At 64.8% G+C, this 25,971-nt stretch carries 20 protein-coding genes and 1 rRNA gene; 15 read left to right on the forward strand and 6 right to left on the reverse strand.

Annotated features, from left to right (window positions below; translation table 11 throughout):
* Nucleotides 1-193: 193 nt before the first annotated feature.
* A 5S ribosomal RNA gene (gene rrf, locus JOD97_RS31515) occupies nucleotides 194-306 on the forward strand.
* A gap of 266 nt (nucleotides 307-572) precedes the next feature.
* On the opposite strand, the gene JOD97_RS31520 is transcribed toward rrf, so the two are convergent.
* Nucleotides 573-1,118, reverse strand: coding sequence for an acyloxyacyl hydrolase (locus JOD97_RS31520; RefSeq protein WP_209726767.1), 546 nt, complete (start codon nucleotides 1,116-1,118; stop codon nucleotides 573-575).
* Between the two features lie 127 nt (nucleotides 1,119-1,245).
* On the opposite strand from JOD97_RS31520, the gene JOD97_RS31525 reads away from it, so the two are divergent.
* On the forward strand, nucleotides 1,246-2,133 hold the full coding sequence (locus JOD97_RS31525) for an NAD(P)-dependent oxidoreductase (RefSeq protein WP_209726768.1): 888 nt from the start codon (nucleotides 1,246-1,248) through the stop codon (nucleotides 2,131-2,133).
* Between the two features lie 230 nt (nucleotides 2,134-2,363).
* Here JOD97_RS31525 and JOD97_RS31530 read toward each other — a convergent pair whose 3' ends face one another.
* Nucleotides 2,364-3,557 (reverse strand): M20 aminoacylase family protein, encoded by a 1,194-nt coding sequence (locus tag JOD97_RS31530; protein WP_209726769.1) that lies wholly within the window; start codon nucleotides 3,555-3,557, stop codon nucleotides 2,364-2,366.
* Nucleotides 3,558-3,717: 160 nt separating this feature from the next.
* On the opposite strand from JOD97_RS31530, the gene JOD97_RS31535 reads away from it, so the two are divergent.
* The 4 genes from JOD97_RS31535 to JOD97_RS31550 all read left to right on the forward strand — a co-directional run bounded on the left by JOD97_RS31535 (nucleotide 3,718) and on the right by JOD97_RS31550 (nucleotide 10,502).
* The gene (locus tag JOD97_RS31535; protein ID WP_209726770.1) at nucleotides 3,718-5,796 is read left to right on the forward strand and encodes a molybdopterin-dependent oxidoreductase; all 2,079 of its coding nucleotides are present in this window, start codon (nucleotides 3,718-3,720) and stop codon (nucleotides 5,794-5,796) included.
* 9 nt (nucleotides 5,797-5,805) lie between these two features.
* Nucleotides 5,806-6,942, forward strand: a complete 1,137-nt coding sequence (locus tag JOD97_RS31540) for an aminopeptidase (protein WP_209726771.1) — start codon at nucleotides 5,806-5,808, stop codon at nucleotides 6,940-6,942.
* A 189-nt stretch (nucleotides 6,943-7,131) separates the two neighbouring features.
* Nucleotides 7,132-8,823, forward strand: coding sequence for a long-chain-fatty-acid--CoA ligase (locus JOD97_RS31545; RefSeq protein WP_209726772.1), 1,692 nt, complete (start codon nucleotides 7,132-7,134; stop codon nucleotides 8,821-8,823).
* Nucleotides 8,824-8,825: 2 nt separating this feature from the next.
* Nucleotides 8,826-10,502: a long-chain fatty acid--CoA ligase gene (locus tag JOD97_RS31550; RefSeq protein ID WP_209726773.1), complete on the forward strand. Its 1,677-nt coding sequence runs from the start codon at nucleotides 8,826-8,828 to the stop codon at nucleotides 10,500-10,502.
* A 101-nt stretch (nucleotides 10,503-10,603) separates the two neighbouring features.
* Here JOD97_RS31550 and JOD97_RS31555 read toward each other — a convergent pair whose 3' ends face one another.
* Together JOD97_RS31555 and JOD97_RS31560 are read right to left on the reverse strand one after the other, a co-directional pair.
* Entirely contained in the window at nucleotides 10,604-12,085 is a 1,482-nt protein-coding gene (locus JOD97_RS31555; RefSeq protein ID WP_229264870.1) for an alkaline phosphatase, read from the reverse strand.
* Nucleotides 12,086-12,234: 149 nt separating this feature from the next.
* Complete coding sequence (locus JOD97_RS31560) at nucleotides 12,235-12,684, reverse strand: acyl-CoA thioesterase (RefSeq protein WP_209726775.1); 450 nt, start codon at nucleotides 12,682-12,684, stop codon at nucleotides 12,235-12,237.
* A 61-nt stretch (nucleotides 12,685-12,745) separates the two neighbouring features.
* On the opposite strand from JOD97_RS31560, the gene JOD97_RS31565 reads away from it, so the two are divergent.
* Together JOD97_RS31565 and JOD97_RS31570 are read left to right on the forward strand one after the other, a co-directional pair.
* On the forward strand, nucleotides 12,746-14,608 hold the full coding sequence (locus JOD97_RS31565; protein WP_209726776.1) for an ABC transporter ATP-binding protein/permease: 1,863 nt from the start codon (nucleotides 12,746-12,748) through the stop codon (nucleotides 14,606-14,608).
* Between the two features lie 38 nt (nucleotides 14,609-14,646).
* Nucleotides 14,647-16,062, forward strand: a complete 1,416-nt coding sequence (locus tag JOD97_RS31570) for a M20/M25/M40 family metallo-hydrolase (RefSeq protein ID WP_209726777.1) — start codon at nucleotides 14,647-14,649, stop codon at nucleotides 16,060-16,062.
* 141 nt (nucleotides 16,063-16,203) lie between these two features.
* Here JOD97_RS31570 and JOD97_RS31575 read toward each other — a convergent pair whose 3' ends face one another.
* Nucleotides 16,204-17,463: a dicarboxylate/amino acid:cation symporter gene (locus tag JOD97_RS31575; protein ID WP_209726778.1), complete on the reverse strand. Its 1,260-nt coding sequence runs from the start codon at nucleotides 17,461-17,463 to the stop codon at nucleotides 16,204-16,206.
* A gap of 248 nt (nucleotides 17,464-17,711) precedes the next feature.
* Here JOD97_RS31575 and JOD97_RS31580 point away from each other — a divergent pair, with 248 nt between their 5' ends.
* The 4 genes from JOD97_RS31580 to JOD97_RS31595 all read left to right on the forward strand — a co-directional run bounded on the left by JOD97_RS31580 (nucleotide 17,712) and on the right by JOD97_RS31595 (nucleotide 20,922).
* Entirely contained in the window at nucleotides 17,712-18,437 is a 726-nt protein-coding gene (locus tag JOD97_RS31580) for an amino acid ABC transporter ATP-binding protein (protein WP_209726779.1), read from the forward strand.
* A 73-nt stretch (nucleotides 18,438-18,510) separates the two neighbouring features.
* On the forward strand, nucleotides 18,511-19,482 hold the full coding sequence (locus tag JOD97_RS31585) for an amino acid ABC transporter substrate-binding protein (RefSeq protein ID WP_209726780.1): 972 nt from the start codon (nucleotides 18,511-18,513) through the stop codon (nucleotides 19,480-19,482).
* Between the two features lie 16 nt (nucleotides 19,483-19,498).
* Nucleotides 19,499-20,230 carry an amino acid ABC transporter permease gene (locus JOD97_RS31590; protein WP_209726781.1) on the forward strand — a complete coding sequence of 244 codons (732 nt, stop codon included), beginning with the start codon at nucleotides 19,499-19,501 and terminating at the stop codon, nucleotides 20,228-20,230.
* Nucleotides 20,230-20,922 carry an amino acid ABC transporter permease gene (locus JOD97_RS31595; RefSeq protein WP_209726782.1) on the forward strand — a complete coding sequence of 231 codons (693 nt, stop codon included), beginning with the start codon at nucleotides 20,230-20,232 and terminating at the stop codon, nucleotides 20,920-20,922. Before JOD97_RS31590 ends, JOD97_RS31595 begins: the two co-directional genes overlap by 1 nt.
* On the opposite strand, the gene JOD97_RS31600 is transcribed toward JOD97_RS31595, so the two are convergent.
* Nucleotides 20,893-21,810 carry a LysR family transcriptional regulator gene (locus tag JOD97_RS31600; RefSeq protein WP_209726783.1) on the reverse strand — a complete coding sequence of 306 codons (918 nt, stop codon included), beginning with the start codon at nucleotides 21,808-21,810 and terminating at the stop codon, nucleotides 20,893-20,895. The genes JOD97_RS31595 and JOD97_RS31600 overlap by 30 nt on opposite strands.
* Before the next feature lie 105 nt (nucleotides 21,811-21,915).
* Between JOD97_RS31600 and JOD97_RS33175 the strand changes: the two genes are divergently transcribed.
* The 3 genes from JOD97_RS33175 (at nucleotide 21,916) to JOD97_RS31615 (ending at nucleotide 25,961) form a co-directional block, all read left to right on the forward strand.
* On the forward strand, nucleotides 21,916-23,901 hold the full coding sequence (locus tag JOD97_RS33175; RefSeq protein WP_209726784.1) for a zinc-binding dehydrogenase: 1,986 nt from the start codon (nucleotides 21,916-21,918) through the stop codon (nucleotides 23,899-23,901).
* A 206-nt stretch (nucleotides 23,902-24,107) separates the two neighbouring features.
* A complete protein-coding gene (gene pyrC / locus JOD97_RS31610; RefSeq protein ID WP_209726785.1) occupies nucleotides 24,108-25,160 on the forward strand; it encodes a dihydroorotase in 1,053 nt (350 codons plus the stop codon).
* A 3-nt stretch (nucleotides 25,161-25,163) separates the two neighbouring features.
* On the forward strand, nucleotides 25,164-25,961 hold the full coding sequence (locus tag JOD97_RS31615) for a DUF3025 domain-containing protein (RefSeq protein WP_209726786.1): 798 nt from the start codon (nucleotides 25,164-25,166) through the stop codon (nucleotides 25,959-25,961).
* Nucleotides 25,962-25,971 lie beyond the last annotated feature (10 nt).

Raw genomic sequence — 25,971 nt, forward strand, 5'->3', positions numbered from 1 at the left:
AGGTGTGGAAGTGCAGTAATGCATTAAGCTAACTGATACTAATTGCCCGTACGGCTTGTCCCTATAACCTTAGCAGGTTGTGGTGAATGAGAAGTACGTTGTGCGAGCGTTGATACAACTTCATTACCCATATTACTTACCGATTCCAGATTCAGGACGGCGTTCAAGAGAACGACGTCCTTACAAGTCAATGCCTGATGACCATAGCAAGTTGGTCCCACCCCTTCCCATCCCGAACAGGACCGTGAAACAACTCTGCGCCGATGATAGTGCTGCAACCAGTGTGAAAGTAGGTTATCGTCAGGCTAGTTATAAGAAGAAGCCCACCAGGTAATCCTGGTGGGCTTTTTTGTGTTCAAGCCCCTTCCGTTCGACGCGAGGCATTGCCTCTCGCCTCACCTGGTCGGGGCTTTTTTGCGTCTGTGCGCGGCGGCGCGAGATACTTCTAAAACACGTAGGGCGGATTAGGCGGAACGCCGTAATCCGCCATTGCGTGAGCCGCCGACGGCTCACAGATGGCGGATTACGCTTCGCTAATCCGCCCTACGTGTTTCCGTGTGATGTCGCCAAGATCAGAAGTGGTACGCGGCCTTGAGCTCGACGAAGTTCACGCCCGAGTTCGGCTTCTTGATGCCGCCGTTCGAGAAGTGCTGCAGCTTGAGCCCGATTTCCCAGTTATTCTGGAGCACGTAGCCCATGCCGATGTGGTCGCCGAACTGGAAGGCGGTCGACAGGCGGTTGTCGTCGTTGTTGTACAGCTCGGAAAACAGGTGCACGCCGATGCCCGCCTCGTAGTACATGCCCTTCTTGTTATCGTTCTGGAAGCGGAACACCGGCGTGAAGCCGACGTCGAACAGGTTTTCCTTGTTGCCGGGGATGTTGCGATACTGTTTCTCTTTCCAGTAACCGGCGCTGGCCTCCCAGTAACCGCTCAAGTTGGTGCCGTTCGACTGGAACCATTTCACATCCCAATCCTTGGCCGCGTTCACGCGCACCATGCGGTTTTTCGACGACGAACCGTAGTCCACCGACACGGAATCGATCAATTTGTCTTGGGCCATTGCCGTCTGGCTGAGCGTCAGGGCGGCCACGGCTGCCATCATTGTTTTCGCGAACATAGTATCCTTTTGTATTAGTACTTGTTTGTGCTGTATGTCTGTTTATACGGCTGCCAAGATTGTACCGGGGTTCCGGAATTTCTTCCGACGCAGCGGTGTTTTGATAAGTTCAAGAGCGGAATTGTCTATGCGAATCGTATTTCTCGGTATTGGCTTGATGGGAGAGCCGATGGTGCGCCGCCTGCTGGCGGCTGGCCACGCGGTGACGGTCTGGAACCGGACCTACGCCAAGGCCGAAGCGCTGGCGCCGGCCGGCGCGCTGCCGGTGGCGCGACTGCACGAGGCCGTGCGCGACGCCGGCATCGTCATCTCGATGCTGGAGGCCGGCCCGATCGTCGAGCAGGTCATGCGCGACGCCCTGCCGGTGCTGGCGCCGAACGCGTTGTGGGTGGACATGAGCTCGACGCGGCAGTCGGAGGCGCAAGCGTTCCACGCGCTGCTGCGCTCGCAGGGACGGCGCTTTGTCGACGCCCCGGTGTCGGGCGGCGTGGCCGGCGCGGCGGCGGGCACGCTGGCGATCATGGCCGGCGGCGACGCGGCGGACTTCGCCGAGGTGGAGCCGGTCCTGGCGGCGATGGGGCGGGCGACGCTGGTCGGGCCGGCCGGCAGCGGCCAGGTGGCCAAGCTGTGCAACCAGTTGATCGTCGGCGCGACCATCAACATCGTGGCCGAGGCGATGTTGCTGGCGCAGGCGGCCGGCGCCGACCCGGCGGCGATGCGGGCGGCGATCCGTGGCGGTTTTGCCGAGAGCAAGATATTGGAGGTGCATGGGCAGCGCATGCTGGAGCGAAATTTCGTCGCCGGCGGCAAGGTGGCGACGCAGTTGAAGGACCAGCGCAATATTTTGGCGGCGGCCGAGGCGGCCGGCGTGACGTTGCCGGTGACGGAACTGGTGACGGAGCGCTATCGGGTGTTGGCGCAGACGCTGCCGCAGGCCGACCATTCGGCGGCGCTGGTGGGGTTGGAGCGGCTCAACCCGGGGCAGCGTGTGGGTGATGCCCCGGACCAGGTCTAACGCCGCCCGCAAGCCACGAAGACGTAGGGCGGATTAGCGGGCGAGGCCCGCCAATCCGCCCCGGGGGCCCATCGAACGAGCGTCCTCCTGCCGGAGGACTTGAGAGGCGGAACGCCGTAATCCGCCATCTAAGAGCCGCCGACGGCGCAAGCATGGCGGATTACGCTACGCTAATCCGCCCTACGTGTCTCCACGTTAAATTATGAGCCGCGTTAGAACAACGCGTCGCCTTAATTTAGCGGCAAACTCTTCTCCGCCAGCCGCACCCAGAAACTCGCCCCGACCGGCAGCAAATTGTCGTTGAAATCATAACTGCCGTTGTGCAGCACGCAAGGCCCCAAGCCATGACCGCCGTCGCGATGATCGCCCTCGCCATTGCCGATGAAGATATAGCACCCCGGCTTAGCCTGCAGGAAGAACGCGAAATCCTCCGCGCCCATGGTCGGCTCGACATTGTCATCGACCTTGTCGGCGCCCACCACCTCCTTCATCACCTCGACGGCAAAGCGCGTCTCGGCCGCATGATTGACCAGTGGCGGATAATTTCGTCGGAACTTGTAGTCGACCTCGGCGCCGAACGCCGCCGCCGTGTGTCGTGCGATCTCGCCCATGCGCGCCTCGATCATATCCAGCACCGGCGTGGTAAAGGTGCGCACCGTACCCACCATCTGCGCCTCGTCGGGAATGACATTGGTGGCGCTGCCGGCGTGGATCTGCGTGATCGACAACACCGCCGTGTCCAGCGGACTTTTCTGCCGCGAGATGATGGTCTGCCAGCTCTGCGCGATCTGCACCGCCACCATCACCGGGTCGATGCTGTTGTGCGGCTGGGCGGCGTGCGCGCCCTTGCCCTTGATGGTGAGGAAAAACTCGTTACTGGAGGCCATCATCGGCCCCTCGACCACGCTCAGATGGCCGGACGGAATGCCGGGCCAGTTGTGCATGCCGTAGATGGCGTCCATCGGGCATTGCTCGAACAGGCCGTCCTCGATCATGCGGCGGGCGCCGGCGCCGCCTTCCTCGGCCGGCTGGAACACCACGTACACGGTGCCGTCGAAGTTGCGGTGCTCGGCCAGGTGCTTGGCCGCGCCCAGCAGCATGGCGGTGTGGCCATCGTGGCCGCAGGCGTGCATCTTGCCCGGATGGCGGGACGCGTGCGCGAAGGTGTTGACCTCCTGCATGGGCAGCGCGTCCATGTCGGCGCGCAGGCCGATCGCGCGCGGCGAGCTGCCGTTCTTGATGATCCCGACCACGCCGGTGAGGCCGAGGCCGCGAATCACGGGGATGCCCCACTCCGTCAACTTGTCGGCCACCACGTCGGAGGTGCGCCGCTCTTCGTAGCAGAGCTCCGGATGGGCGTGCAGGTCGCGCCGGATGTGCTGCAATTCGGACTGAAAGGCAATGATGGGATCAACTAGTTTCATTTGCTTCTCCAATATGGGGTCGCGCACCTTGTGGGCGGCGAGAATAGCCATTGTAGCCCTTGTCGCGCGACTTGATCCAGAGCGGCCCCAAGCTTGGTAGCGACCGCGCCGGAATGGTTTACGATACTGCTTTCAGTGTACGCTTTTTGGATATTTGATAATGACAACCACACAAGTCCGCGCGGTCTGCCCGCACGACTGCCCCGACACCTGCGCGCTGCTGGTGACCGTCGAGGACGGCGTCGCCACCGCCGTCAAGGGCGACCCCGACCACCCGACCACGGCCGGCGTGCTGTGCACCAAGGTGGCGCGCTACACCGAGCGCACCTATCACGCCGAGCGCCTGCTGCACCCGCTGCGCCGCATCGGCAAGAAGGGCGAGGGCAAGTTCGAGCGCATCAGCTGGGACGAGGCGCTGGCCACCATCGCCGCCCGGCTCAAGCCGATCGCCGCGCGCGCGCCGGAAGCGATCCTGCCGTACAGCTATTGCGGCACGATGGGACTGCTGCAGGGCGAGTCGATGTCGTCGCGCTTCTTCAACAAGATCGGCGCCTCGCTGCTGGACCGCACCGTTTGCGCCACCGCCGGCGCGACCGGCTACAAGTACACGGTGGGGGCCTCGGTCGGCACCGACATGGAGCAGTTCCAGAACGCCAAGCTGATCATCATCTGGGGCGGCAATCCGATCGCCTCCAATCTGCACTTCTGGACGCGCGCGCAGGAAGCCAAGCGCAACGGCGCCAAGCTGATCGCCATTGACCCGTACCGCTCGCTGACGGCCGAGAAATGCCACCAGCACATCGCGCCGCTGCCGGGCACCGACGCCGCGCTGGCGCTGGGCCTGATGCACGTGCTGATCGCCGAGGATTTACTCGATCATGACTACATCGCGCAGCATACGCTCGGCTTCGAGCAGCTAAAAGAGCGCGTCGCCGAATGGACGCCACAGCGCGTCGCGCAGACCTGCGGCATCACCGTGGCCGAGGTGGTCGACCTGGCGCGCCTGTACGGCGGCACGGCCAAGGCCGGCGAGCCGGCGGCGATCCGCGTCAACTACGGCGTGCAGCGCGTGCGCGGCGGCGGCACGGCGGTGCGCAACATCGCCTGCCTGCCGGCGCTGGTGGGCGCCTGGCGCCACGCGGCCGGCGGCATCCAGCTGTCGTCGAGCGGCTCGTTCCCGTCCAACAAGACCGCGCTGCAGCGGCCCGACCTGCTCAAGTCGCTGCCGCGCACCATCAACATGACCACCATCGGCAACGACCTGCTGCGCCCGGCCTCGCCGGCGTTCGGCCCGGCGGTGGAGGCGCTCATCGTCTACAACTCCAACCCGGTGGCGATCGCGCCGGACTCGTCGAAGGTGGCGGCCGGCTTCGCGCGCGAGGATTTGTTCACCGTCGTGCTCGAGCATTTCCAGACCGACACCGTCGACTACGCCGACATCGTGCTGCCGGCCACCACGCAGCTCGAGCACGTCGACGCGCACACCTCGTTCGGCCACCTGTACATGATGGCCAACAACGCCGCCATCGCGCCGCTGGGCGAGGCCAAGCCCAACACCGAGATCTTCCGCCTGCTGGCGGCGGCCATGGGCTTCGACGACCCGTGCTTCCGCGACAGCGACGACCAGTTGGCCTCGATCGCCTTCAACACCAGCGACGCGCGCGCCGTGCACTTCGATTGGGAGTCGTTGAAAGCGAAGGGCTGGCAAAAGCTCAACATGCCGGAGGCCCCGTTCGCGCAGGGCGGCTTCATGACGCCGTCGGGCAAGTGCGAGTTCTATTCCGCCGCGATGGCCGCCGACGGACTCGACCCGTTGCCGACTTATCTACCTCCGTACGAATCTGTTGCTAGCAACCCTCAACTTGCAGAAAAATATCCGCTGGCGATGATTTCTCCGCCAGCGCGAAATTTTTTAAATTCGTCATTTGTAAACGTCAAGAGTTTGCGCTCGGCGGAGGGCGAACCGCACCTCGACATCCACCCCGACGACGCCGAAAAACGCGGCATTTCCGACGCCGACATGGTGCGCATCCACAATGACAGAGGCAGTTTTATCGCCAAGGCGCGCGTCACGGACAAGGCCCGCGCGGGGCTGGTTGTCGGTTTATCAGTATGGTGGAAGAAGCTAGCCACGGATGGCAAAAACGCCAACGAGGTCACCAGCCAGCAGTTGACGGATATGGGCCGCGCGCCGACTTTTTACGATACACTGGTTCAAGTCGAAAGAGTCGTTGCTTGAAGGTAGCATATGCGCAATTTTTTCCGCCGTGTCATGCGGGCCAAATACTGGCTGGCGACGGCATGCTCGGTACTTCTGCTGGCCGGTTGCGCCCAGTTGCGGTACTACGTGCAGGCCGCGCAAGGCCAGTACGCGCTGTGGTCGGACGCCCGTCCGATCGATGACTGGCTGGGGGATCCGGGCACCGATCCCCGCCTCAAGGCCCGCCTCGAAAAAGCCCTGCTGATCCGCCGCTTCGCGGTGCAGGAACTGGGCCTTCCCAACAACGCCAGCTACAAGAACTACGCCGCGCTGTCGCGTCCATTCGTGCTGTGGAACGTGGTGGCCACGCCGGAGCTGTCGCTGCGGCCGATCCAGTGGTGCTTCCCGATCGCCGGCTGCGTCAGCTACCGCGGCTACTACAGCAAGGCCGACGCCACCGCCTACGCCGACGAGCTGCGCGAGGAGGGCAACGACGTCCAGGTCGGCGGCGTGCCGGCCTACTCCACGCTCGGCTGGTTCAGCGATCCGCTGCTGTCGACCTTCATCAATTATTCCGACGCCGAACTGGCGCGCATGGTGTTCCACGAGCTGTCGCACCAGGTCGTCTATGTGCAGGGCGACACCCAGTTCAACGAGAGCTTCGCCACCGCCGTGGAAGAGGCCGGCGTGCAGCGCTGGCTGGAGCTGTACGGCACCGACGAGATGCGCCAGAGCTACGTGCGCAACAACGCGCGCCGCCAGGATTTCCTGGCGCTGCTGGTCGAGCACCGCAAGATGTTGGCCGATAACTACGCCAGCAAAACCAGCACCCGCCACCGCCGCGCCGAAAAGGCCCGCATCTTCGCCCACCTGAAATCGGACTACCAAAAGCTCAAGGAACGCTGGGGCGGCTACGCCGGCTACGACCGCTGGTTCGCCGAGCCGCTGACCAACGCGCACCTGAGTTCGGTGGGAACTTACCACGATTTCCTGCCCGCCTTTCGCGAGCTGATGAAGCAGGAGCGAACGTTCGTGCGATTTTATGCTGCAGCGCAAAAATTGGCTTTGCTTGATTTCGCTCAACGTCAACAGCAGCTCGACCACCTCACCCGCCTTGCGACGCTGGAGACGGAGCGCGCCGCCCACGCCGACCAGCAGGCTGCCGCCGCCCAACTCGCGCCCTGATGCTGCTGTGCAGCATAAAAAGCCGTTAGAAGCGATGTTCTAATTATGCTTAAATGCGCTTGCGTCCGGGCTGGCCGCCCGATAGCATCGCATCATAAGCAGGCTCGGGCAGTTCGCGCAGACGACACTCCCGCCTCAAACGGCACTGTGCGCCGGCGACGACAACGATAATGAGACGAGAGGCACAGGATGGAGAAAATCTGGTTGAAGTCCTATCCGCCCGGCATGCCGACGGAGGTCGACACGTCCCAATACCGTTCGCTGGTGCAAATGCTGGAGGAGTCCTTCCACAAGTTCGCGGACCGCAACGCCTACGTCTGCATGGACAAGTTCCTCACCTACGCCGAGCTTGACGCCTATTCCAAACGCCTGGGCGCCTGGCTGCAAAGCCGCGCCATGAAGCAGGGCGCGCGCGTCGGCATCATGCTGCCCAACGTGCTGCAATATCCGATCGCCATCGCCGCCATCCTGCGCGCCGGCTACACCGTGGTCAACATCAATCCGCTGTACACGCCGCGCGAGCTGGAGCACCAGCTCACCGATTCCGGCTGCGAAGCCATCATCGTCCTGGAGAACTTCGGCGCCACGCTCGAGCAGGTGCTGGGCCGCACCCAGGTGCGCCACATCCTGGTGGCCAGCATCGGCGAGATGCTGGGCGGACCGAAAGGCATGTTGGTCAACTTCGTGGTGCGCAACGTCAAGCGCATGGTGCCGCCGTTTTCGCTGCCCAACGCGGTGCGCTTCAAGGACGCGCTGTCGCACGGCATCGGCATGAAGCTGACCCCGGTCGAAGTGAACCAGGACGACCCCGCCTTCCTGCAGTACACGGGCGGCACCACCGGCGTGGCCAAGGGCGCCGTGCTGACGCACAAGAACCTGATCGCCAACGTGCTGCAGACCGAGGCGTGGGGCAAGCCGGCCATGGGCGCGCTCGACGAGCAGATCGTCATCGTCGCGGCGCTGCCGCTGTACCACGTGTTCGCGCTGAAGGCCTGCGCGATGTGGGGTGCGCGGGTGGGCGCGCTCAACATCCTGATCACCAATCCGCGCGACATCGGCGGCTTCGTCAAGGAGCTGGCCAAGTACCGCTTCCACATGCTGCCGGCAGTCAACACGCTGTACAACGCGCTGCTGAACCATCCTGATTTCGTCCACCTGGACTTCTCCGCGCTCAAGATGTGCAACGGCGGCGGCATGGCCGTGCAGCAATCCGTCAACGACCGCTGGCGCAAGGTGACGGGCGTGGCCATCATCGAAGGCTATGGCCTGTCCGAGACCTCGCCGGTGGCCACCTGCAACCGCACCGACAACACCGAGTTCACCGGCACCATCGGCTTGCCGCTGCCGTCGACCGAGATCGCCATCCTCGACGACGACGGCAACCCGGTGCCGCTGGGGCAGCCGGGGGAGATCGCCATCCGCGGCCCGCAGGTGATGGCCGGCTACTGGAACCGTCCGGACGAGACGGCCAAGGTGATGACCGCCGACGGCTATTTCAAATCCGGCGACGTCGGCGTGATGGACGACAACGGCTACGTGAAAATCGTCGACCGCAAGAAGGATATGATCCTGGTCTCGGGCTTCAACGTCTACCCGAACGAACTGGAGGGCGTGATCTCGGCCCATCCGGGCGTGCTCGAATGCGCGTGCATCGGCGTGCCGGACGAACACTCGGGCGAGGCCGTCAAACTGTTCGTGGTGCGCAAGGACCCCGGCCTGACCGCCGAGCAGCTGATGGCCTACTGCAAAGAACAACTGACCGGCTATAAAAAACCGAAATACATAGAGTTCCGCGAGGAACTGCCAAAAACCAATGTCGGTAAAATCCTGCGGCGCGTGCTGCGGGACGAACACACCAACGAAAAGAAAAAGGCTGCATAAAGATGGAAAAAATCTGGCTCAAGTCCTACCCCGAAAACATGCCGGCGGAGATAGATCCCACGCAGTACCGCTCGATCACGCACCTGCTGGAGGAATCGTTCAGCAAGTTCGCCGACCGCAACGCCTATGTGTGCATGGATAAATTCCTCACCTACGGCGAGCTCGACAAACTGTCGCGGCAGATGGCCGCCTGGCTGCAAAGCAAGGGCCTGAAGCCGGGCGCGCGCGTCGCGATCATGATGCCCAACGTGCTGCAATATCCGGTGGCGATGGCCGCCATCCTGCGCGCCGGCTACGTGGTGGTCAACGTCAATCCGCTGTACACGCCGCGCGAGCTGCAACACCAGCTGGTGGACTCGGGCTCGGAAGCGATCATCGTGCTGGAGAACTTCGCCACCACCGTCGAGCAGGTCATCGCGCACACCCAGGTCAAGCACGTGGTCGTCGCCAGCATGGGCGACATGCTGGGCACGCTGAAGGGCGCCATCGTCAACTTCGTCGTGCGCACGGTCAAGAAGCTGGTGCCGGCGTTCTCGCTGCCCGGTTCGGTCACGTACAAGAAGATGCTGTCCGAGGCAGCCGGCATGACCTTGCAGCCGGTCAAGCAGGGACACGACGACGTCGCCTTCCTGCAGTACACGGGCGGCACCACCGGCGTGTCCAAGGGCGCCGTGTTGCTGCACCGGAACATCATCGCCAACGTGCTGCAGAACGAGGCCTGGCTGCAGTTCAAGCAGCAGCCGGAGCAGATCGTCTTCGTGGCCGCCTTGCCGCTGTACCACATCTACTCGCTCACCATCAGCGCCTTCATGGGCATGCGCATGGGCGGGCTCAACCTGCTGATCCCGAATCCGCGCGACATCCCCGGCTTCGTCAAGGAGCTGGCCAAGTACCGGGTCGCGGTGTTCCCGGCGGTCAACACCTTGTACAACGCGCTGCTGAACAATCCGGAGTTCGCCAAGCTCGACTTCTCCAGCTACTCGGTGTGCAACGGCGGCGGCATGGCCGTGCAGAAGGCCGTGGCCGACAAGTGGCTCAAGGTGACCGGCACGCCGATCATCGAAGGCTACGGTTTGTCGGAAACGTCGCCGGTGGCCACCGCCAACCGCGTCGACATCAAGGAATTCACCGGCACCATCGGCCTGCCGATCCCGTCGACCGAGGTGGAGATCCTGGACGACGACGGCAACGTGCTGCCGCTGGGCCAGACCGGCGAGATCGCTATCCGCGGCCCGCAGGTGATGGCCGGCTACTGGAACCGTCCTGACGAAACCGCCAAGACGATGACCGCCGACGGCTTCTTCAAGACCGGCGACGTCGGCATCATGGACGAGCGCGGCTACACCCGCATCGTCGACCGCAAGAAGGACATGATCATCGTCTCGGGCTTCAACGTGTATCCGAACGAGGTCGAGGGCGTGGTGGCGGCGCATCCGGGCGTGCTGGAAGTGGCCTGCATCGGCGTGCCGGACCAGAACTCGGGCGAGGCGGTCAAGCTGTTCGTGGTGCGCAAGGACCCGAACCTGACGGCGGAGCAGATTCTGGAGTATTGCAAGCATGAGTTGACGGCGTACAAGAAGCCGAAGTTCATCGAGTTCCGCGACGAGCTGCCGAAGACCAATGTCGGCAAGATACTGCGGCGCCAGCTGCGCGACGAGAAGCCCAAGGCCGCCGCGTGATTTTCTAACCCGCACGGCCAACCGGGGTCGTACCCGTCCGGGTACGACCCCTAAGTGGTACCGCTCGCGTATCGCTCAACGCACGCGGGTTGGCTTTTGATCTACCTGTTCAATCCCGGCCGGCCGTTTTGCACCACGAACGTGGCGGCGGTGGCGATGCCGCTGGCCGCGTCCTGCACATCGTTCAAACCGACGAAATGCGTGGTGGCCGCCGCCGGCGTGATGTCGAGCAGCATAAAGCCGCGCTTGTCGCTGCGGCCGTACTTGATGCTGGGATTCATCGCCACATACTGCTCGGTGCGCGCCTGCGGCCTCGATGGCGACGTCACCGAGGTGCCGCAAAACTCGGTCGCCAGCACCGCGTTGGCGCCCGAACGGGGACGCGCCGGATCGCGGCTGATCTCGGCGGCGAAGAAGCTATGCACGTCGCCCGACAGGATCAGCGGATTGTCCGCCTTGCTGGCGGCCAGCCCGTCGAGCAAACGCCGGCGCGCCATCGGATAGCCATCCCAGCCATCGGTCCAGACGCGGGTGTCGGCTTCGCTCTTGAACGGCACTTGGCTGTTCTGCGCCATCAGCGTTTGCTGCGTCAGGATGTTCCAGCGCGCCCGGGAGGATGTCAGGCCGTCGTCCAGCCAGCGCTGCTGCGCCTCGCCCAGCATCGTGCGCCGCGGATCGCCGAGCGCCGCGCACTGGCGCCGCACCACCGACGACGAGCCGCCGCGCTCCGCCGGCGGGCAAGCCTGCCAGGCACGGTACTGGCGGTCGTCGAGCACGTGGAAGCGCGCCAGCCGCCCCCAATCGTAGCGCTGGTAGATGCGCATGTTGGCGAAGTCGCCCGGCGCCGGCAGCACCAGCCGTACCGGCATATGCTCGTAGAACGCCTGATACGCGGCCGCGCGCCGCTCCAGGAACCTCGGATTCAAACGCTCGTCGCGGTCGTTGGAGTAGTCATTGGCCACCTCGTGATCGTCCCAGGTGACGATCCACGGCGCGGCGTGATGCGCGGCCTGCAGATCGGGGTCGCTCTTGTACTGGGCGTAGCGGTTGCGGTAATCGGCCAGGGTGAAGCTCTCGTGGGACCGCACGGCGCTTTTCGGATGGCGTAGCTGGTACGGCCCCCACTCGTAGATGTAATCGCCCAGGAAGGCCACCAGATCGGGCGTGGCGGCGGCGATATGGCGGTGCGCGGCATAGGTGCCGAACTCCCAGTGCTGGCACGAGGCCACCGCCAGCTTGAGGCGGTCGGGCATGGCGTCGGCCGCCGGCGCGGTGCGGGTGCGGCCGACCGGGCTGACGGCGTCGCCCAGCATGAAGCGGTACCAGTACCAGCGCGCCGGCGCCAGGCCGGTGACGTCGACATGGACGCTGTGCGCAAGTTGCGGCGCGGCGCTGGCCGTGCCCTTGGCGACGATGCGGCGGAAGCGTTCATCCTCGGCCACCTCCCAGCGCACGGCGAAGGCCAGCGGCGGCATGGCCGCGCCGGCGAGCGGATCGTGCAGGATGCGGGTCCAGATGACGACCGCGTTGGACAAGGGGGAGCCGGAGGCGACGCCAAGGCTGAAGGGGTAGGCGTCACCCAACCCCAAGCCGGAGCCGGGGTCGTACCCCGTGCGGGGACTCGGCGTCCCCGTACGAGCCCCTGTCCTTGGCTGTGCGGGTTGAGCGCCTCCGCTCACCGAAGCGGCCAGCGCGGCGAGCAGTAGGCGGCGCTGCGCGTCCACGCGGGCGGTCAGGAATGCATCAGCGTTTCGATCGGCGGCACCTTGCGCGGCTTGCGGTTGGAGTCGGTGGCCACATAGGTCAGCACGGCCTCGGTGACCTTGACCGTATCGGCCTGCAGCCGGTTGCGCTCCGCGTAGACCTCGACGTTGACGGTAATGGACGTATTGCCAATCTTGACAATATCAGCATAAAACGACAGCAGGTCGCCCACGAACACGGGATTCTTGAACAGGAAGGAGTTCACGGCGATGGTCGCCACGCGGCCGTTGGCGCGGCGGGTGGCCGGCAGCGAGCCGGCGATATCGACCTGCGACATGATCCAGCCGCCGAATACATCGCCGTAGACGTTGGCGTCGGACGGCGACGGCATCATGCGCAGCTCGGGCATTTTGCCGGCGGGCAGGCCGCGGTTGACGGCGGTAACGGCGATGGGGTTGGGATTTTCGGGCGTGGTCATCGTGAATTCTCTTCAGGGGCTACAATTACCGGGATTGAACCATAAAAAGCCGACATCCGCCATGCGCCGTTACCCGAACTCCCCGCCAGACTCCGCCAGCCCCTCCGCCGCCCCCGCCGCGCCCACCCGCAGCGACGCCGCCACCCTGAAGACCCTGCTTCCTTACTTGTGGGTCTACAAATGGCGCGTGCTGCTGGCGCTGTGCTGCCTGGTCGGCGCCAAGCTGGCCAACGTCGGCGTGCCGGTGGTGATGAAAAAGCTGATCGACTCGCTGACGATCACGCCGTCGCACCCGCAGGCGATGCTGGTGCTGCCGGTCGCCGCGCTGGTGGCCTACGGCGTGCTGCGCGTGTCGACCACCTTGTTCACCGAGCTGCGCGAATTCCTGTTCGCGCGCGTCACGCAGCGCGCCGTGCGCACCATCGCGCTGCAGGTGTTCCGCCACCTGCACGCGCTGTCGCTGCGCTTCCACCTGAACCGCCAGACCGGCGGCATGACGCGCGACATCGAACGCGGCACGCGCGCCGTCGGCTCGCTGATCTCCTACACGCTGTTCAACATCCTGCCCACGCTGGTGGAGATCACGCTGGTGCTGGGCTACCTGGTGCTGCACTACGACATTTGGTTCTCCATCATCACGTTTATCGCGCTGGTGTCGTACATCACCTTCACCGTCGTCGTCACCAACTGGCGCACGCACTTCCGCCGCACGATGAACGAGTTGGACTCGAAAGCCAACACCAAGGCCATCGACTCGCTGATCAACTACGAGACCGTCAAATACTTCGGCAACGAGGACTACGAAGCCAAGCGCTATGACGAAGGCCTGCAGCGCTACGAATCGGCCGCCGTCAAATCGCAGACATCGCTGTCGCTGCTGAACACCGGGCAGTCGATGATCATCGCCGTCGCCGTCACCTTGATCCTGTGGCGCGCCACGGTGGGCGTCATCGACGGCACGATGACCTTGGGCGATCTGGTGCTGGTCAACTCGTTCATGATCCAGCTTTATATTCCGCTCAACTTCCTCGGCGTGATCTACCGCGAGATCAAGCAAAGCCTGGCCGACATGGAAAAGCTGTTCGCGCTGCTGGACCAGAACCGCGAGATCGCCGACACGCCCGACGCGCAGCCGCTGGTCACGCACGGCGCCCAGGTGCGCTTCAACCACGTCGACTTCAGCTACGAATCCAAGCGCCAGATCCTGTTCGACGTCGACTTCACCATCGCGCCGGGCACCACGACGGCGGTGGTGGGACACAGCGGCTCGGGCAAATCGACGTTGTCGCGATTGCTGTTCCGCTTCTACGAGGTCAACGCCGGCGGCATCACCATCGACGGCCAGGACCTGCGCTCGCTGACGCAGGACTCGGTACGCCACGCGATCGGCATCGTGCCGCAGGATACGGTGCTGTTCAACGACACCATCGAATACAACATCGCCTACGGCCAGCCCGGCGCCAGCAAGGAGCGCATCGTCGCGGCGGCGCGCGCGGCATCGATCCACGACTTCATCGAGAGCCTGCCGGACGGCTACGCCACCATGGTCGGCGAGCGCGGTCTGAAGCTGTCGGGCGGCGAGAAGCAGCGCGTGGCGATCGCGCGCACGCTGCTGAAAAATCCCGCCATCCTGATCTTCGACGAAGCCACGTCGGCGCTGGACTCCAAGGCCGAGCAGGCGATCCAGGCGCAGCTCAAGGAAATCGCCAAGAGCCGCACCACGATGGTCATCGCGCACCGCTTGTCGACGGTGGCGGACGCGCAGCAGATCCTGGTGCTCGACCACGGCCGCATCGTCGAACGCGGCACGCACCAATCGCTGCTGGCGGCCGACGGCCTGTACGCGCAGATGTGGCAGCGGCAGCAGGCCAAGGCCGACGAGGACCTGGCCTCCTCGCCCGAGGATGCGGTGCGCGTTGAATAGCATGTCCCATTTTTTTAACCGTTGATAAGGAACCGACCATGAAGTCTCGCTTTGCCCTGGGCGCTGCCACCGCGCTGGTGGCCTGCATGCAGAACGCGTACGCCGACCCCACAGAACAGCAATTCCGCGCCCTCTACAAAGAGCTGGTCGAAACCAACACCACCTTATCGTCGGGCAGCTGCACCTTGGCGGCCGAACGCATCGCCACGCGCCTGAAGGCGGCCGGCTTCCCGGACGCGGACCTGCATCCGTTCGCCGACCCTAAGTATCCCAAGGAGGGCGGCCTGGTCGCCATCCTGCCGGGCAGCGACCCCAAGGCCAAGGCCATCCTGCTGCTGGCGCACATCGACGTGGTCGAGGCCAAGCGCGAGGACTGGGTGCGCGACCCGTTCACGCTGATCGAGGAGGACGGCAAGTTCTACGCGCGCGGCGCGCTGGACGACAAGGCGCAGGCGGCCATCTGGGCCGACTCGCTGATCCGCTTTAAACAGGAAGGCTTTAAGCCGCGCCACACGCTGAAGATGGCGCTGACCTGCGGCGAGGAGACGGCCGGCGCCTTCAACGGCGCCGAGTGGCTGACCAAGAACAAGCGCGACTTGATCGACGCCGGCTACGCGATCAATGAAGGTGCCGGGGGCGAGCTCAATGCCGCCGGCAAGCGCGTCTCGATGACGGTGCAGGCGGGCGAGAAGGTCGCGCAGAACTACCGGCTGGAAGTGACCAACCGTGGCGGCCACAGTTCGCGTCCGCAAAAGGACAACGCCATCTACCGGCTGGCCGGCGCGCTGAAGAAGGTCGAAGGCTACGAGTTCCCGATCCAGCTGGCCGACGGCAGCCGCGGCTACCTGAAGGGCATGTCGAAGATCCAGGCGGCGGCAGGCCACCGGGACATCGCCGACGCCATGCTGGCGGTGGTCAAGAATCCCGGCGACGCCAAGGCGGTCGCGCTGGTGTCGTCGGCCGACTCCAGTTGGGGCGCGATGCTGCACACCACCTGCGTCGCCACCTTGCTCGACGCCGGCCACGCCACCAACGCCCTGCCGCAACGCGCGCGGGCCAACGTCAACTGCCGCATCTTCCCGGGCGTGACGCAGGAGGAAGTGCGCCAGGCGCTGGTCAAGGCGATCGACGACCCGGCGGTGAAGGTGGAGACGCTGGAGATCCGTGGCGAGAACTCGGCGCCGCCGGAGTTGACCAAAGCGATATTGGAGCCGGTGGAACGGATCACGGCCAAGATGTGGCCGGGCGTGCCGGTGATGCCGATATTACAGTCGGGCGCCACGGACGGGCAGTTCCTGAATGCCGCCGGCATCCCGACCTACGGCATCAGCGGCATCTTCCTGACGCCGGACCTGGGCAACATCCACGGGCTGAACGAATACATCGGCGTGCAATCGCTGATGGAAGGCCGCACCTTCCTGCACGAGCTGGTCAAAATCTACGCCAACCAATAACAACTCCGGGGTCAGGTCCACCATTTCTACACGGGCTGGACCTTGGAACGCGGCTAGGGTCGAGGTCGTGTAGAAATGGTGGACCTGACCCCGGATGTAAAAAGGCCACCTCGACGGTGGCCTTTGCTTGCGGGCTGCTGGTTATGCGGCCTCTTGTACCATTTCTTCCTGGCCCGGTTCGAGCAGCTCGCCTTCCCATTTGGCCACCACCGCCGTGGCCACGCCGTTGCCGATGACGTTGGTCGCGGAACGCGCCATGTCGAGGAAGTGGTCGATGCCCAGCAGTAGCAGCATGCCCGCCTCCGGGATGTTGAACTGGCCCAGCGTGGCGGCGATCACCACCAGCGAGGCGCGCGGCACGCCGGCCATGCCCTTGGAGGTGAGCATCAGCACCATCATCATCGTCATCTGCTGACCCAGCGACATCTCGATGCCGTACGCCTGGGCGATGAACACCGTGGCGAAGGTGCAGTACATCATCGAGCCGTCCAGGTTGAACGAGTAGCCGATCGGCAGCACGAACGCGGCGATCCGGTTCTTGACCCCGAAACGCTCCAGCCCTTCCAGCGTCTTCGGATAGGCCGCTTCGCTCGAGGCGGTCGAGAAGGCCAGCAGCGCCGGGCCGCGCAGCTCCTTCATCAGGCCGAACACGCGGCCCTTGAGGAACAGGAAGCCGGCGAAGATCAGCAAGGCCCACAGCAGGATGATGCCCAGGTAGAACTCGGCCATGAACACGCCGTACGTCGACAGCACGCCCAGGCCGCTCTTGGCGATCACGCCGGCCACCGCCGCGAACACGGCGATCGGCGCGAACTTCATCACGTAGCCGGTGACCTTGAGCATCACGTGGGCGACGCCGTCGAGCGCCTCGACCATGACGTCGGCCTTCTTGCCGACCGCCGCCGCCGCCGAGCCGAAGAACAGCGAGAAGATGACGATCTGCAAGATCTCGTTCTTGGCCATGCCGTCGACGATCGAGGCCGGCACCAGGTGGGTGACGAAGTCCTTCAAGGTCAGGCTGGACGTGGCCAGTTCGACCTTGCCGGCGGCCGTGGCGGCCATGTGGCCCAGCAGCGCGTCGCCCGGGCGGAACAGGTTGACCAGCACCAGGCCCAGGCTCAGCGACATGATCGAGGCGATGAAGAACCAGCCCAGCGTCTTGATGCCGATGCGGCCCACTTCGCTGGCGTCGCCCATCCGGGCGATGCCCACCACCAAGGTCGAGAACACCAGCGGCGCGATGATCATCTTGATCAGGCGCAGGAACAAGGTCGTTATCAGCGACATCGTGTCGGCAAAACTGAGCGGGTTCGCCATGTTGGCATGAACGATGTAGCCGGTAATGATACCGAGCGCCAGTGCGATCAGGATGTAAGTGGTCAAACGACTTTTTTTATTCATGTTCTCAGTTTCCCGTGGTAGTGTCTCTGTGGACGCTGGCTGTCGCGGGATTAGTCCGCTAAAGCACAATCTCGTACAAAATAATGTCATTTCCCCGCAGTGTGGAGGTATGATCCAGCCAATGCAGCTTTGTAAGCTGATGAAACATTGAGCAAGTTCCGCAGTATCCTTGGCGTCAAGGGTGCTGTCAAGCTCGCGTGGGCGGCGGTCCACAACACCTGTCGCGAGCGCTCTGGCGTGCTGAAAATATGATAGCGATAAATAATCTGAGCAAATGGTATGGCCAGTTCCAGGTATTGGCCGAATGCACCACCAGCGTGGCCAAAGGCGACGTCATGGTCATTTGCGGCCCGTCCGGCTCCGGCAAGTCGACCCTGATCAAGACCGTCAACGGCCTGGAACCGTTCCAGCAGGGCGAAATCATCGTCGACAACATCTCGGTCGGCGCCAAGGGCACCGATCTGCCCAGGCTGCGCGCGCGCATCGGCATGGTGTTCCAGAATTTCGAGCTGTTCCCGCATCTGTCGGTGCGCCAGAACCTGACCTTGGGCCAGGTCAAGGTGCTCGGCCGCGGCGAGGACGAGGCCAACGCCCGCGGCCTGCAGTACCTGGACCGGGTCGGGCTGCTGTCGCAGCAGGACAAATATCCGAACCAGCTGTCCGGCGGCCAGCAGCAGCGCGTGGCGATCGCCCGCGCGCTGTCGATGGACCCGATCGCGATGCTGTTCGACGAGCCCACCTCCGCGCTGGACCCGGAGATGATCAACGAGGTGCTCGACGTCATGGTCGGCCTGGCGCAGGAGGGCATGACGATGATGGTGGTCACGCACGAGATGGGATTTGCCAGGAAGGTGGCCAACCGGGTCGTCTTCATGGACAAGGGGCGGATCCTGGAGGATTGCGGCAAGGAGGAATTCTTCGGCGCGCCGCGTTCCGAACGCGCCCGCGACTTCCTGGCGCGTATCATCCACTAACAAACGCCGGCGGCATGCGCCGGCGCACCGCAGGTCGTTCTTGACGTTCATTGTATTTTTCTTAGGAGGAATCATGTCGTTACCGCGAGTGCTCAACCGTTTTGCCGCCGCCACCGCCGCCGTCGCGGTCTGCGCCGTCTTCACCGGCCCCGCCGCCGCCCAGGAGGCCGGCGGCACCCTGGCCAAGATCAAACGCACCGGCACCATCACGCTCGGTGTGCGCGACGGCTCCATCCCGTTTTCCTACCTCGACGACAAGCAGCAGTACCAGGGCTATTCGGTCGACCTGTGCCTGAAGGCCGTGGCGGCGATCGAGAAGCACCTGGGCTTGTCCGGCGTGAAGGTGGTGATGAATCCCGTCACCGCCGCCAACCGCATCCCGCTGATGGCCAACGGCACCATCGATCTCGAATGCGGCTCCACCACCAACAACGCCGAGCGGCAGAAGCAGGTGGCGTTCGCGCCGACCATGTTCGTCATCTCCAACCGGCTGCTGGCGAAGAAGGCGTCCAACATCCGCACGCTGGAGGACATGAAGGGCAAGACCCTGGTCGCCACCGCCGGCACCACCACCCTCAAGCAGATGACGATGCTCAACAACGAGCGCAAGCTGGGCATGAACATCGTCGTCGGCAAGGACCATCCCGAATCGTTCCTGATGCTGGAAACGGGCCGCGCCGCCGCCGAGGCCAATGACGATATCCTGCTCGCCAGCCAGGTCGCCACCGCGCGCAATCCGGGCGAGTACGCGATCACGCAGGAGCCGCTGTCGGTCGAGCCGTACGGGATCATGATGCGGCGCGGCGACCCGGCCTTCAAGGCGGTGGTCGACGCCGCGCTGACGCGGTTCTACCAGTCGCCGGACTTCGCCAAGACGTACAACAAGTGGTTCATGAGCGCGATCCCGCCGCGCGGCATCAACCTGAACTTCCCGATGCCGGAGACGCTCAAGGCGGTCATCGCCAAGCCCACCGATTCGGCCGACCCGGCGGCGTACGCCGTGCCGCCGGCGCCGCCCGCGCAGAAGACGGACGCCAAGAAGTAAGCGGCGGCGCGTCGCCATGAACTACCAATGGAACTGGAACATCTTCTGGGAGATGTCGCCGGACGGCGTGCAGACCTACTGGCACACGCTGCTCTCCGGCCTGGCCTGGACCATGGCGACGTCGCTGGCCGGCTGGGTGATCGCGCTGGCGCTGGGCTTCGCGGTGGGCGCCATGCGCACCCTGCCCCACCGCTGGCTGCGGATGCTGGGCACCGGCTACGTCGAGCTGTTTCGCAACGTGCCTTTGCTGGTGCAGATGTTCCTGTGGTTCTTCGTGATGCCGGAGCTGCTGCCGAAGGCCGGCGGCGACTGGCTCAAGTCGATGTCCAACGGCCCGTTCGTGACGGCGGTGCTGTGCCTGGGCTTTTTCACGTCGGCGCGGGTGGCGGTGCAGGTGACGGCCGGTATCGAGGCGCTGGCCGGCGGCCAGCGGCTGGCGGCGCTGGCGCTGGGGCTCGATCTGCGGCAAAGCTACCGTTACGTGCTGCTGCCGCTGGCGCTGCGCATCATCCTGCCGCCGCTGACCAGCGAATTCCTCAACATCATCAAGAACAGTTCCGTCGCGCTGACCATCGGCCTGATGGAGCTGACCGCCAGCGCCCGCGCGATCCAGGAGTTTTCCTTCCAGGTGTTCGAGGCCTTCACCGCCGCCACGGTCATTTATGTGGCGGTCAACCTGGTGGTGATCGCCGCCATGCGCTGGCTTGAGCACCGGCTGGCGCTGCCCGGCACATTGGGGGCGCGCTGATGTTCGCCCAATTCGACTTCGGCGTCATCGCCAACTCGTGGGTCTACCTGTTCCAGGTCGGCATGGCGTTCACGCTGCAGTTGACGGCGCTGTCGATGCTGGGCGGCGTCGCGCTGGGCACCTTGCTGGCGCTGGGGCGCATGTCCAGCTTCCCGCCGCTGGCGCTGGTGGCCGCCGCCTACGTCAACCTGATACGCGCGGTGCCGCTGGTGCTGGTGATCTTCTGGTTCTACTTCCTGGTGCCGTACATGGCGGCCTGGGTGATCGGCGCGCAGGAGCCGGTCAAGGTGGGCACGTTCTGGTCGGCGCTGATCACGTTCACCTTGTTCCAGGCCGCGTACTACTGCGAGATCATGCGCGGCGGCATACAGGCGATCCCGCGCGGGCAGGTGCTGGCGGCGCAGGCGCTGGGCCTGGGCTACTGGCAGACGATGGGCCGCATCGTGCTGCCGCAGGCCTTCCGCAACATGCTGCCGGTGCTGCTGACGCAGACCATCGTGCTGTTCCAGGACGTGTCGCTGGTGTATGTGCTGTCGGTGCCGGATTTCGTCGGCGCGGCCAGCAAGGTGGCGCAGCGCGACGGCCGGCTGGTGGAGATGTACACCTTTGTGGCGCTGGTCTACTTTGTGCTGTGCTGCCTGCTGTCGTGGCTCGCGCGGCAGCTACACAAGCGCGTGGCGATCGTGCGCTGAGTAGTCCTTCAAGCTGGCCTGCATGAAGTCGATGAACAGCCGCACGCGCGACGGTATCAGCCGCGACTCGATGATGGCGTAGACCGGCGCCGGCGAAACGTCCCACTCGGGCAGCACGCGCTCCAACGTTCCGCGCTGGGCGTCGTCGCGCATCTCGGGACCGGCCGAGATGGCGATGCCGATACCGAGCGTCGCCAGGGTGCGGCACATGCTGACGTTGTTGGCGCAGTAGCGGCCGGAGACGTCGACCGTGACGGTTTGCGTTCCCGACGTGAGCGCCCATCGCGCCTGCCGCCCGGACGCCGCCTGGATCACGCATTGGTGGTGCGCAAGGTCGGTGGGGTGGTTCAGCGCCGGCGCGTCGCGCAGGTACTCGGGCGCCGCGTACAGATAGCGCGGCAGCAGGCCGATTTGCCTGGAGATCAAGGTGGAAGGCGTCGGCGGCGGCGTGCCGATGCGCAGCGCGCAGTCGAAACCGTCCGTCACCAGGTCGACCCGGCGCGGGGTCAAATCCATCTCGAAATCGATTTGCGGATACAGTTCGCCGAAGCGCTTGATCGCCGGCGCCAGGTAGCTGATCGCCAGGTCGACCGGCATCGACACCCGCAGCATGCCGCTGGGGCGCTCGGCCAGTTCCATCAGCGATTCGTGGGCGATACGGGCCTCGGCGACGATGCCCTCGCAGCGGCGGAAGTACGCCTGGCCCGCTTCGGTCAATTCCACCTTGCGGGTCGAGCGGTGGAGCAGGCGCACGCCGATTTCCTTTTCCAGGTCGGAGATGCGGCGCGACAGCGTCGAATTGGGCATGTCCAGTTGTTCGGCCGCGCGCCGGAAGCCCTTGGCGTTGGCCACCGCCACAAACAATTCCATACTCGCCAGCAGCGTCATTGATTGCTCCATCAGTGGATCAGTGATTTCATTTTAAGCTATTTATCCATGGGAGGAAACAATGGATGATGGCTTCACTGTCATCCACTTCCCGAGGAAACCCAAATGAACCAGCTCTCCACCGCAGTCAAGATCGGCCCGTACCAGCTCCGCAACCGCATCTTCATGGCGCCGATGACGCGTTCGCGCGCCAACGACGCCGACGGCGTCCAGTCCGAACTGGCCGTCACCTACTATCGCCAGCGCGCCAGCGCCGGCCTGATCATCACGGAAGGCACCTTCCCGAGCGCGATGGGCAAAGGCTACGTGGCCACGCCCGGCATTTACAGCGACGCGCAAGTGGCGGCCTGGAAGCGCGTGACCGACGCGGTCCACGCCGAGGGCGGGCGCATCTTCCTGCAGCTGATGCATACCGGCCGCATCTCGCATCCATCGATGCTGCCGCAAGGCGCGCTGCCTGTGGCGCCGTCGGCGATCAAGCCGGCCGGCCAGTCGTACACGATGTCCGGCATGGCGGATTTCGTCACGCCGCGCGCGTTGGAGACGGCGGAAGTGGCGGGCGTGGTGGATGAATACCGCCTGGCCACGCGGCGCGCGCTGGAGGCGGGCTTCGACGGCGTCGAGCTGCACGCGGCGTCGGGTTATCTGCCGGAGCAGTTCCTGGCGTCGGGCACCAACCACCGCACCGACCAATACGGCGGCTCGGTACCAAACCGCGCGCGCTTCATCCTGGAAGTGCTGCAGGCGATGGTCGCCGAGGCGGGCGCCGATCGCGTCGGCATCAAGATCTCGCCGGAGATGGGTTTCAACGACATCGTCGACGAGAATCCGGTCGAGACCTACACTTATCTGGTGGGCCAGCTGGCGCCGTTGAAGCTGGCATATCTGCACGTGGCGCTGTTCAAGGCGAGCTTCGATTACCACGCCGCGCTGCGGCCTTTATTCGGCGGCGCCTACCTGCTGGGTGGTGGCCAGGACCGCGAGTCCGGCGAGCAGCGCATCGCGGACGGCCAGGCCGACGCCGTGGTGTACGGCAGCACCTTCCTGGCCAATCCGGATCTGCCGCGCCGCTTTGAATTGAACGCGCCGCTCAACGCGCCGAATCCCGCGCTGTTTTACGTGCCGGGGCCGGCCGGCTATATCGACTATCCGGCGCTCGACGACGAGCGCGCCAACCGCGCGCTGCGCATACACGCATATGGCGGCGCCGAGGTTGTGCATTGGGACGAGCTGCCGCTGCCGCTGCCCGGCGCAGGCGAGGTGCTGGTGCGCGTCGCCGCGGCCGGTGTCAACGGCCTCGATTGGAAGCTGCGCGACGGCCTGGTGCGGGACGCCTTTCCGCTGACGTTGCCGGCCACGCTGGGCATCGAGCTCGCTGGTGAAGTGGCCGCGGTCGGCGCGGGCGTCGAAGGCTACGCCGTCGGCGACCGGGTGCTCGGAGCACTTGGTGCGCTCGGGGCGTATGCCGGTCACGTGGTGATCGGCGCCGACAAGCTGGCGCGGATACCGGCGACTATCGACGACGTCACCGCCGCCGCCATCCCGGTCGCGTCGCTGACGGCCTGGCAGTTGCTGTTCGAAGCGGGTCAGCTTGGGCGCGGCGAGACGGTGCTGATTCACGGCGGCGCGGGGGCCATCGGCAGCTTTGCCGTGCAGTTCGCGAAGCAGGCCGGCGCCCGGGTGCTGGTCACCGCGCGTAGCCGGAACGCCGATCTGCTGCGCCGCCTTGGCGCCAACGAGGTGATCGACTATCAAAACGTCCGCTTCGAGGAAATCGCCAAGAACGTCGACCTGGTGCTCGATCTGGTCGGCGGGGAGACCTTGACCCGTTCCTGGCAGGTGCTGTCGCCGAAGGGCCGCATCTTCACCACGGCGGCGCCGGACATCGCCGCGCAATTGACCGAGGGACGGCGGGGCGGCTGGTTCAGGATGCGCTCGGACGGCGCCCGGCTGGCCGACATCGCCGGCCAAGTCGCCGCCGGCGATCTGACCGTGGTGATCGACGAAGTGGTGACGGCGGAGCAGGCCGGCGACGCCATCGAGCGCAACAAGCAAGGCCACGGCGCCGGCAAAACGGTGATCCGTTTCTGAGAACTTGGGGGTCAAGAACTTGGGGGTCAAGTCTAACATTCATACACGGCCTGATCACTAATGTAATGGCAAAATGTTATTTCTAGCCTGAGCCGTTACGGGCTGCGGATGGGGTCGTGTCTGAATGTTAGACTTGACCCCAACCTTTCGTACGCAGCAGGTAAAATGGCGCTATCCGCACTTTGATAGCCAGAAAGCCCGCAGCCATGTCCGACTTCGAAAACACCCCCGACAGCATCACCATCGCCCGTCCGGACGATTGGCACTTGCACCTGCGCGACGGCGCCACGCTGGCCAGCGTGCTGCCGCACAGCGCCCGCCAGTTCGCCCGCGCCATCGTGATGCCGAACCTGAAACCGCCGGTCACCACCACCGCCGCTGCCGTCGCCTACCGCGACCGCATCATGGCCGCGCTGCCGGCTGGCCTGCGGTTCGAGCCGCTGATGACGCTCTACCTGACCAATAACACGCCGCCCGACGAGATCCTGCGCGCCCAGGAGAGCGGCATCGTGCACGCCGTCAAACTGTATCCGGCCGGCGCCACCACCAACTCCGACGCCGGCGTCACCGACCTGTCGAACTGCTACAAGACGCTGGAGATGATGCAGGAAGTCGGCATGCCGTTCCTGGTCCACGGCGAAGTCACCGACCAGGATATCGACCTGTTCGACCGCGAGGCCGTCTTCATCGAGCGCGTCATGCGTCCGCTGCGCCGCGACTTCCCGGCGCTGAACATCGTCTTCGAACACATCACCACCAAGCACGCCGCCCAGTACGTGGCCGAAGCCGAGGGCCCGATCGCCGCGACCATCACCGCCCATCACCTGCTGTACAACCGTAACGACATCTTCAAGGGCGGCATCCGTCCGCACTACTACTGCCTGCCGGTGCTCAAGCGCGAGGAGCATCGCCTGGCGCTGGTCACCGCCGCCACCAGCGGCGACGAGCGCTTCTTCCTCGGGACCGACTCGGCGCCGCACGCGCAGGGCGCCAAGGAAGCCGCTTGCGGCTGCGCCGGTTGCTACACCGCGCTGCACGCGATGGAGCTGTACGCGGAGGCGTTCGAACGCGCCGGCGCATTGGATAAACTGGAAGCCTTCGCCAGCTTCAACGGCCCGGCCTTCTACAACCTGCCGCGCAACACCGACACCATCACCCTCAAGCGCGAGCAGTGGACGCTGCCCGAGACGCTGCCGCTGGCGGACCAGCAGGTGGTGCCGCTCAACGCCGGTGAAACCATCAACTGGAAAATGGTATAAGCAGTGCCACAATCGATAGACTGGTCGCGCCCCTGGTACGAATCGGTACGCGGCGCGGCCGCAAAGCTGACCGGCGACGTTCATTTCAGGGATGCGTTCAGCGCGCAGGCGGCGGCACTGGGCCTGCGCAATCATCAGGGCTTGCCGCTGTCCTTTGTGCCGCAGGAGGCGCTGCCCGACGGCATAGCGTACGAGGCCTTCATCGGCGCCACCGGCGGCGTGCCCACGCGCGACAACCTGCACGACTTCTTCAACGGCCTGGTATGGCTTAGCTTCCCGGCGATCAAGGTTCAACTGAACGCCCTGCAGGCGGCGCAGATCGCGCAGGACGGCGTCGGCAAGTCGCGCGGACCGGCGCGCGACGCCGCCACCATCTTCGACGAGAACGCCGCGCTGCTGGTGGTGCGCGACTGCGACGGCGGCCATCGGCTGACCGAGGCGCTGCGCGAGCATCGCTGGCACGACGCCTTCGTCGGCCAGCGCGCCAGCTTCGGTCCCGACGCGCAGGTCTGGCTATTCGGCCACGCGCTGATGGAGAAGTTGGTCGCACCCCGCAAGGCGATCACCGCGCACACCCGCGTGGTGGTGGCGGACGACGATTTCTTCGCGATGGAACACGATGCGCGCCGCGCGTGGCTGGACCGGAAAGTGGCGCGGGAGCTGGCCGGCCATGGCCTGAGCACCGCCGACTTCACGCCGATGCAGGCGCTGGGCGTGCCCGGATGGTGGCCCGGCCAGGACGACGCCTTCTACGCCGACGCAACGGTGTTCCGCCCCAAACGCCCGGTCGCGGTAAAATAACATTTCGATA

This window comes from Duganella sp. 1411 (genome assembly GCF_017833525.1).
Taxonomy (GTDB): Bacteria; Pseudomonadota; Gammaproteobacteria; order Burkholderiales; family Burkholderiaceae_D; genus Rugamonas.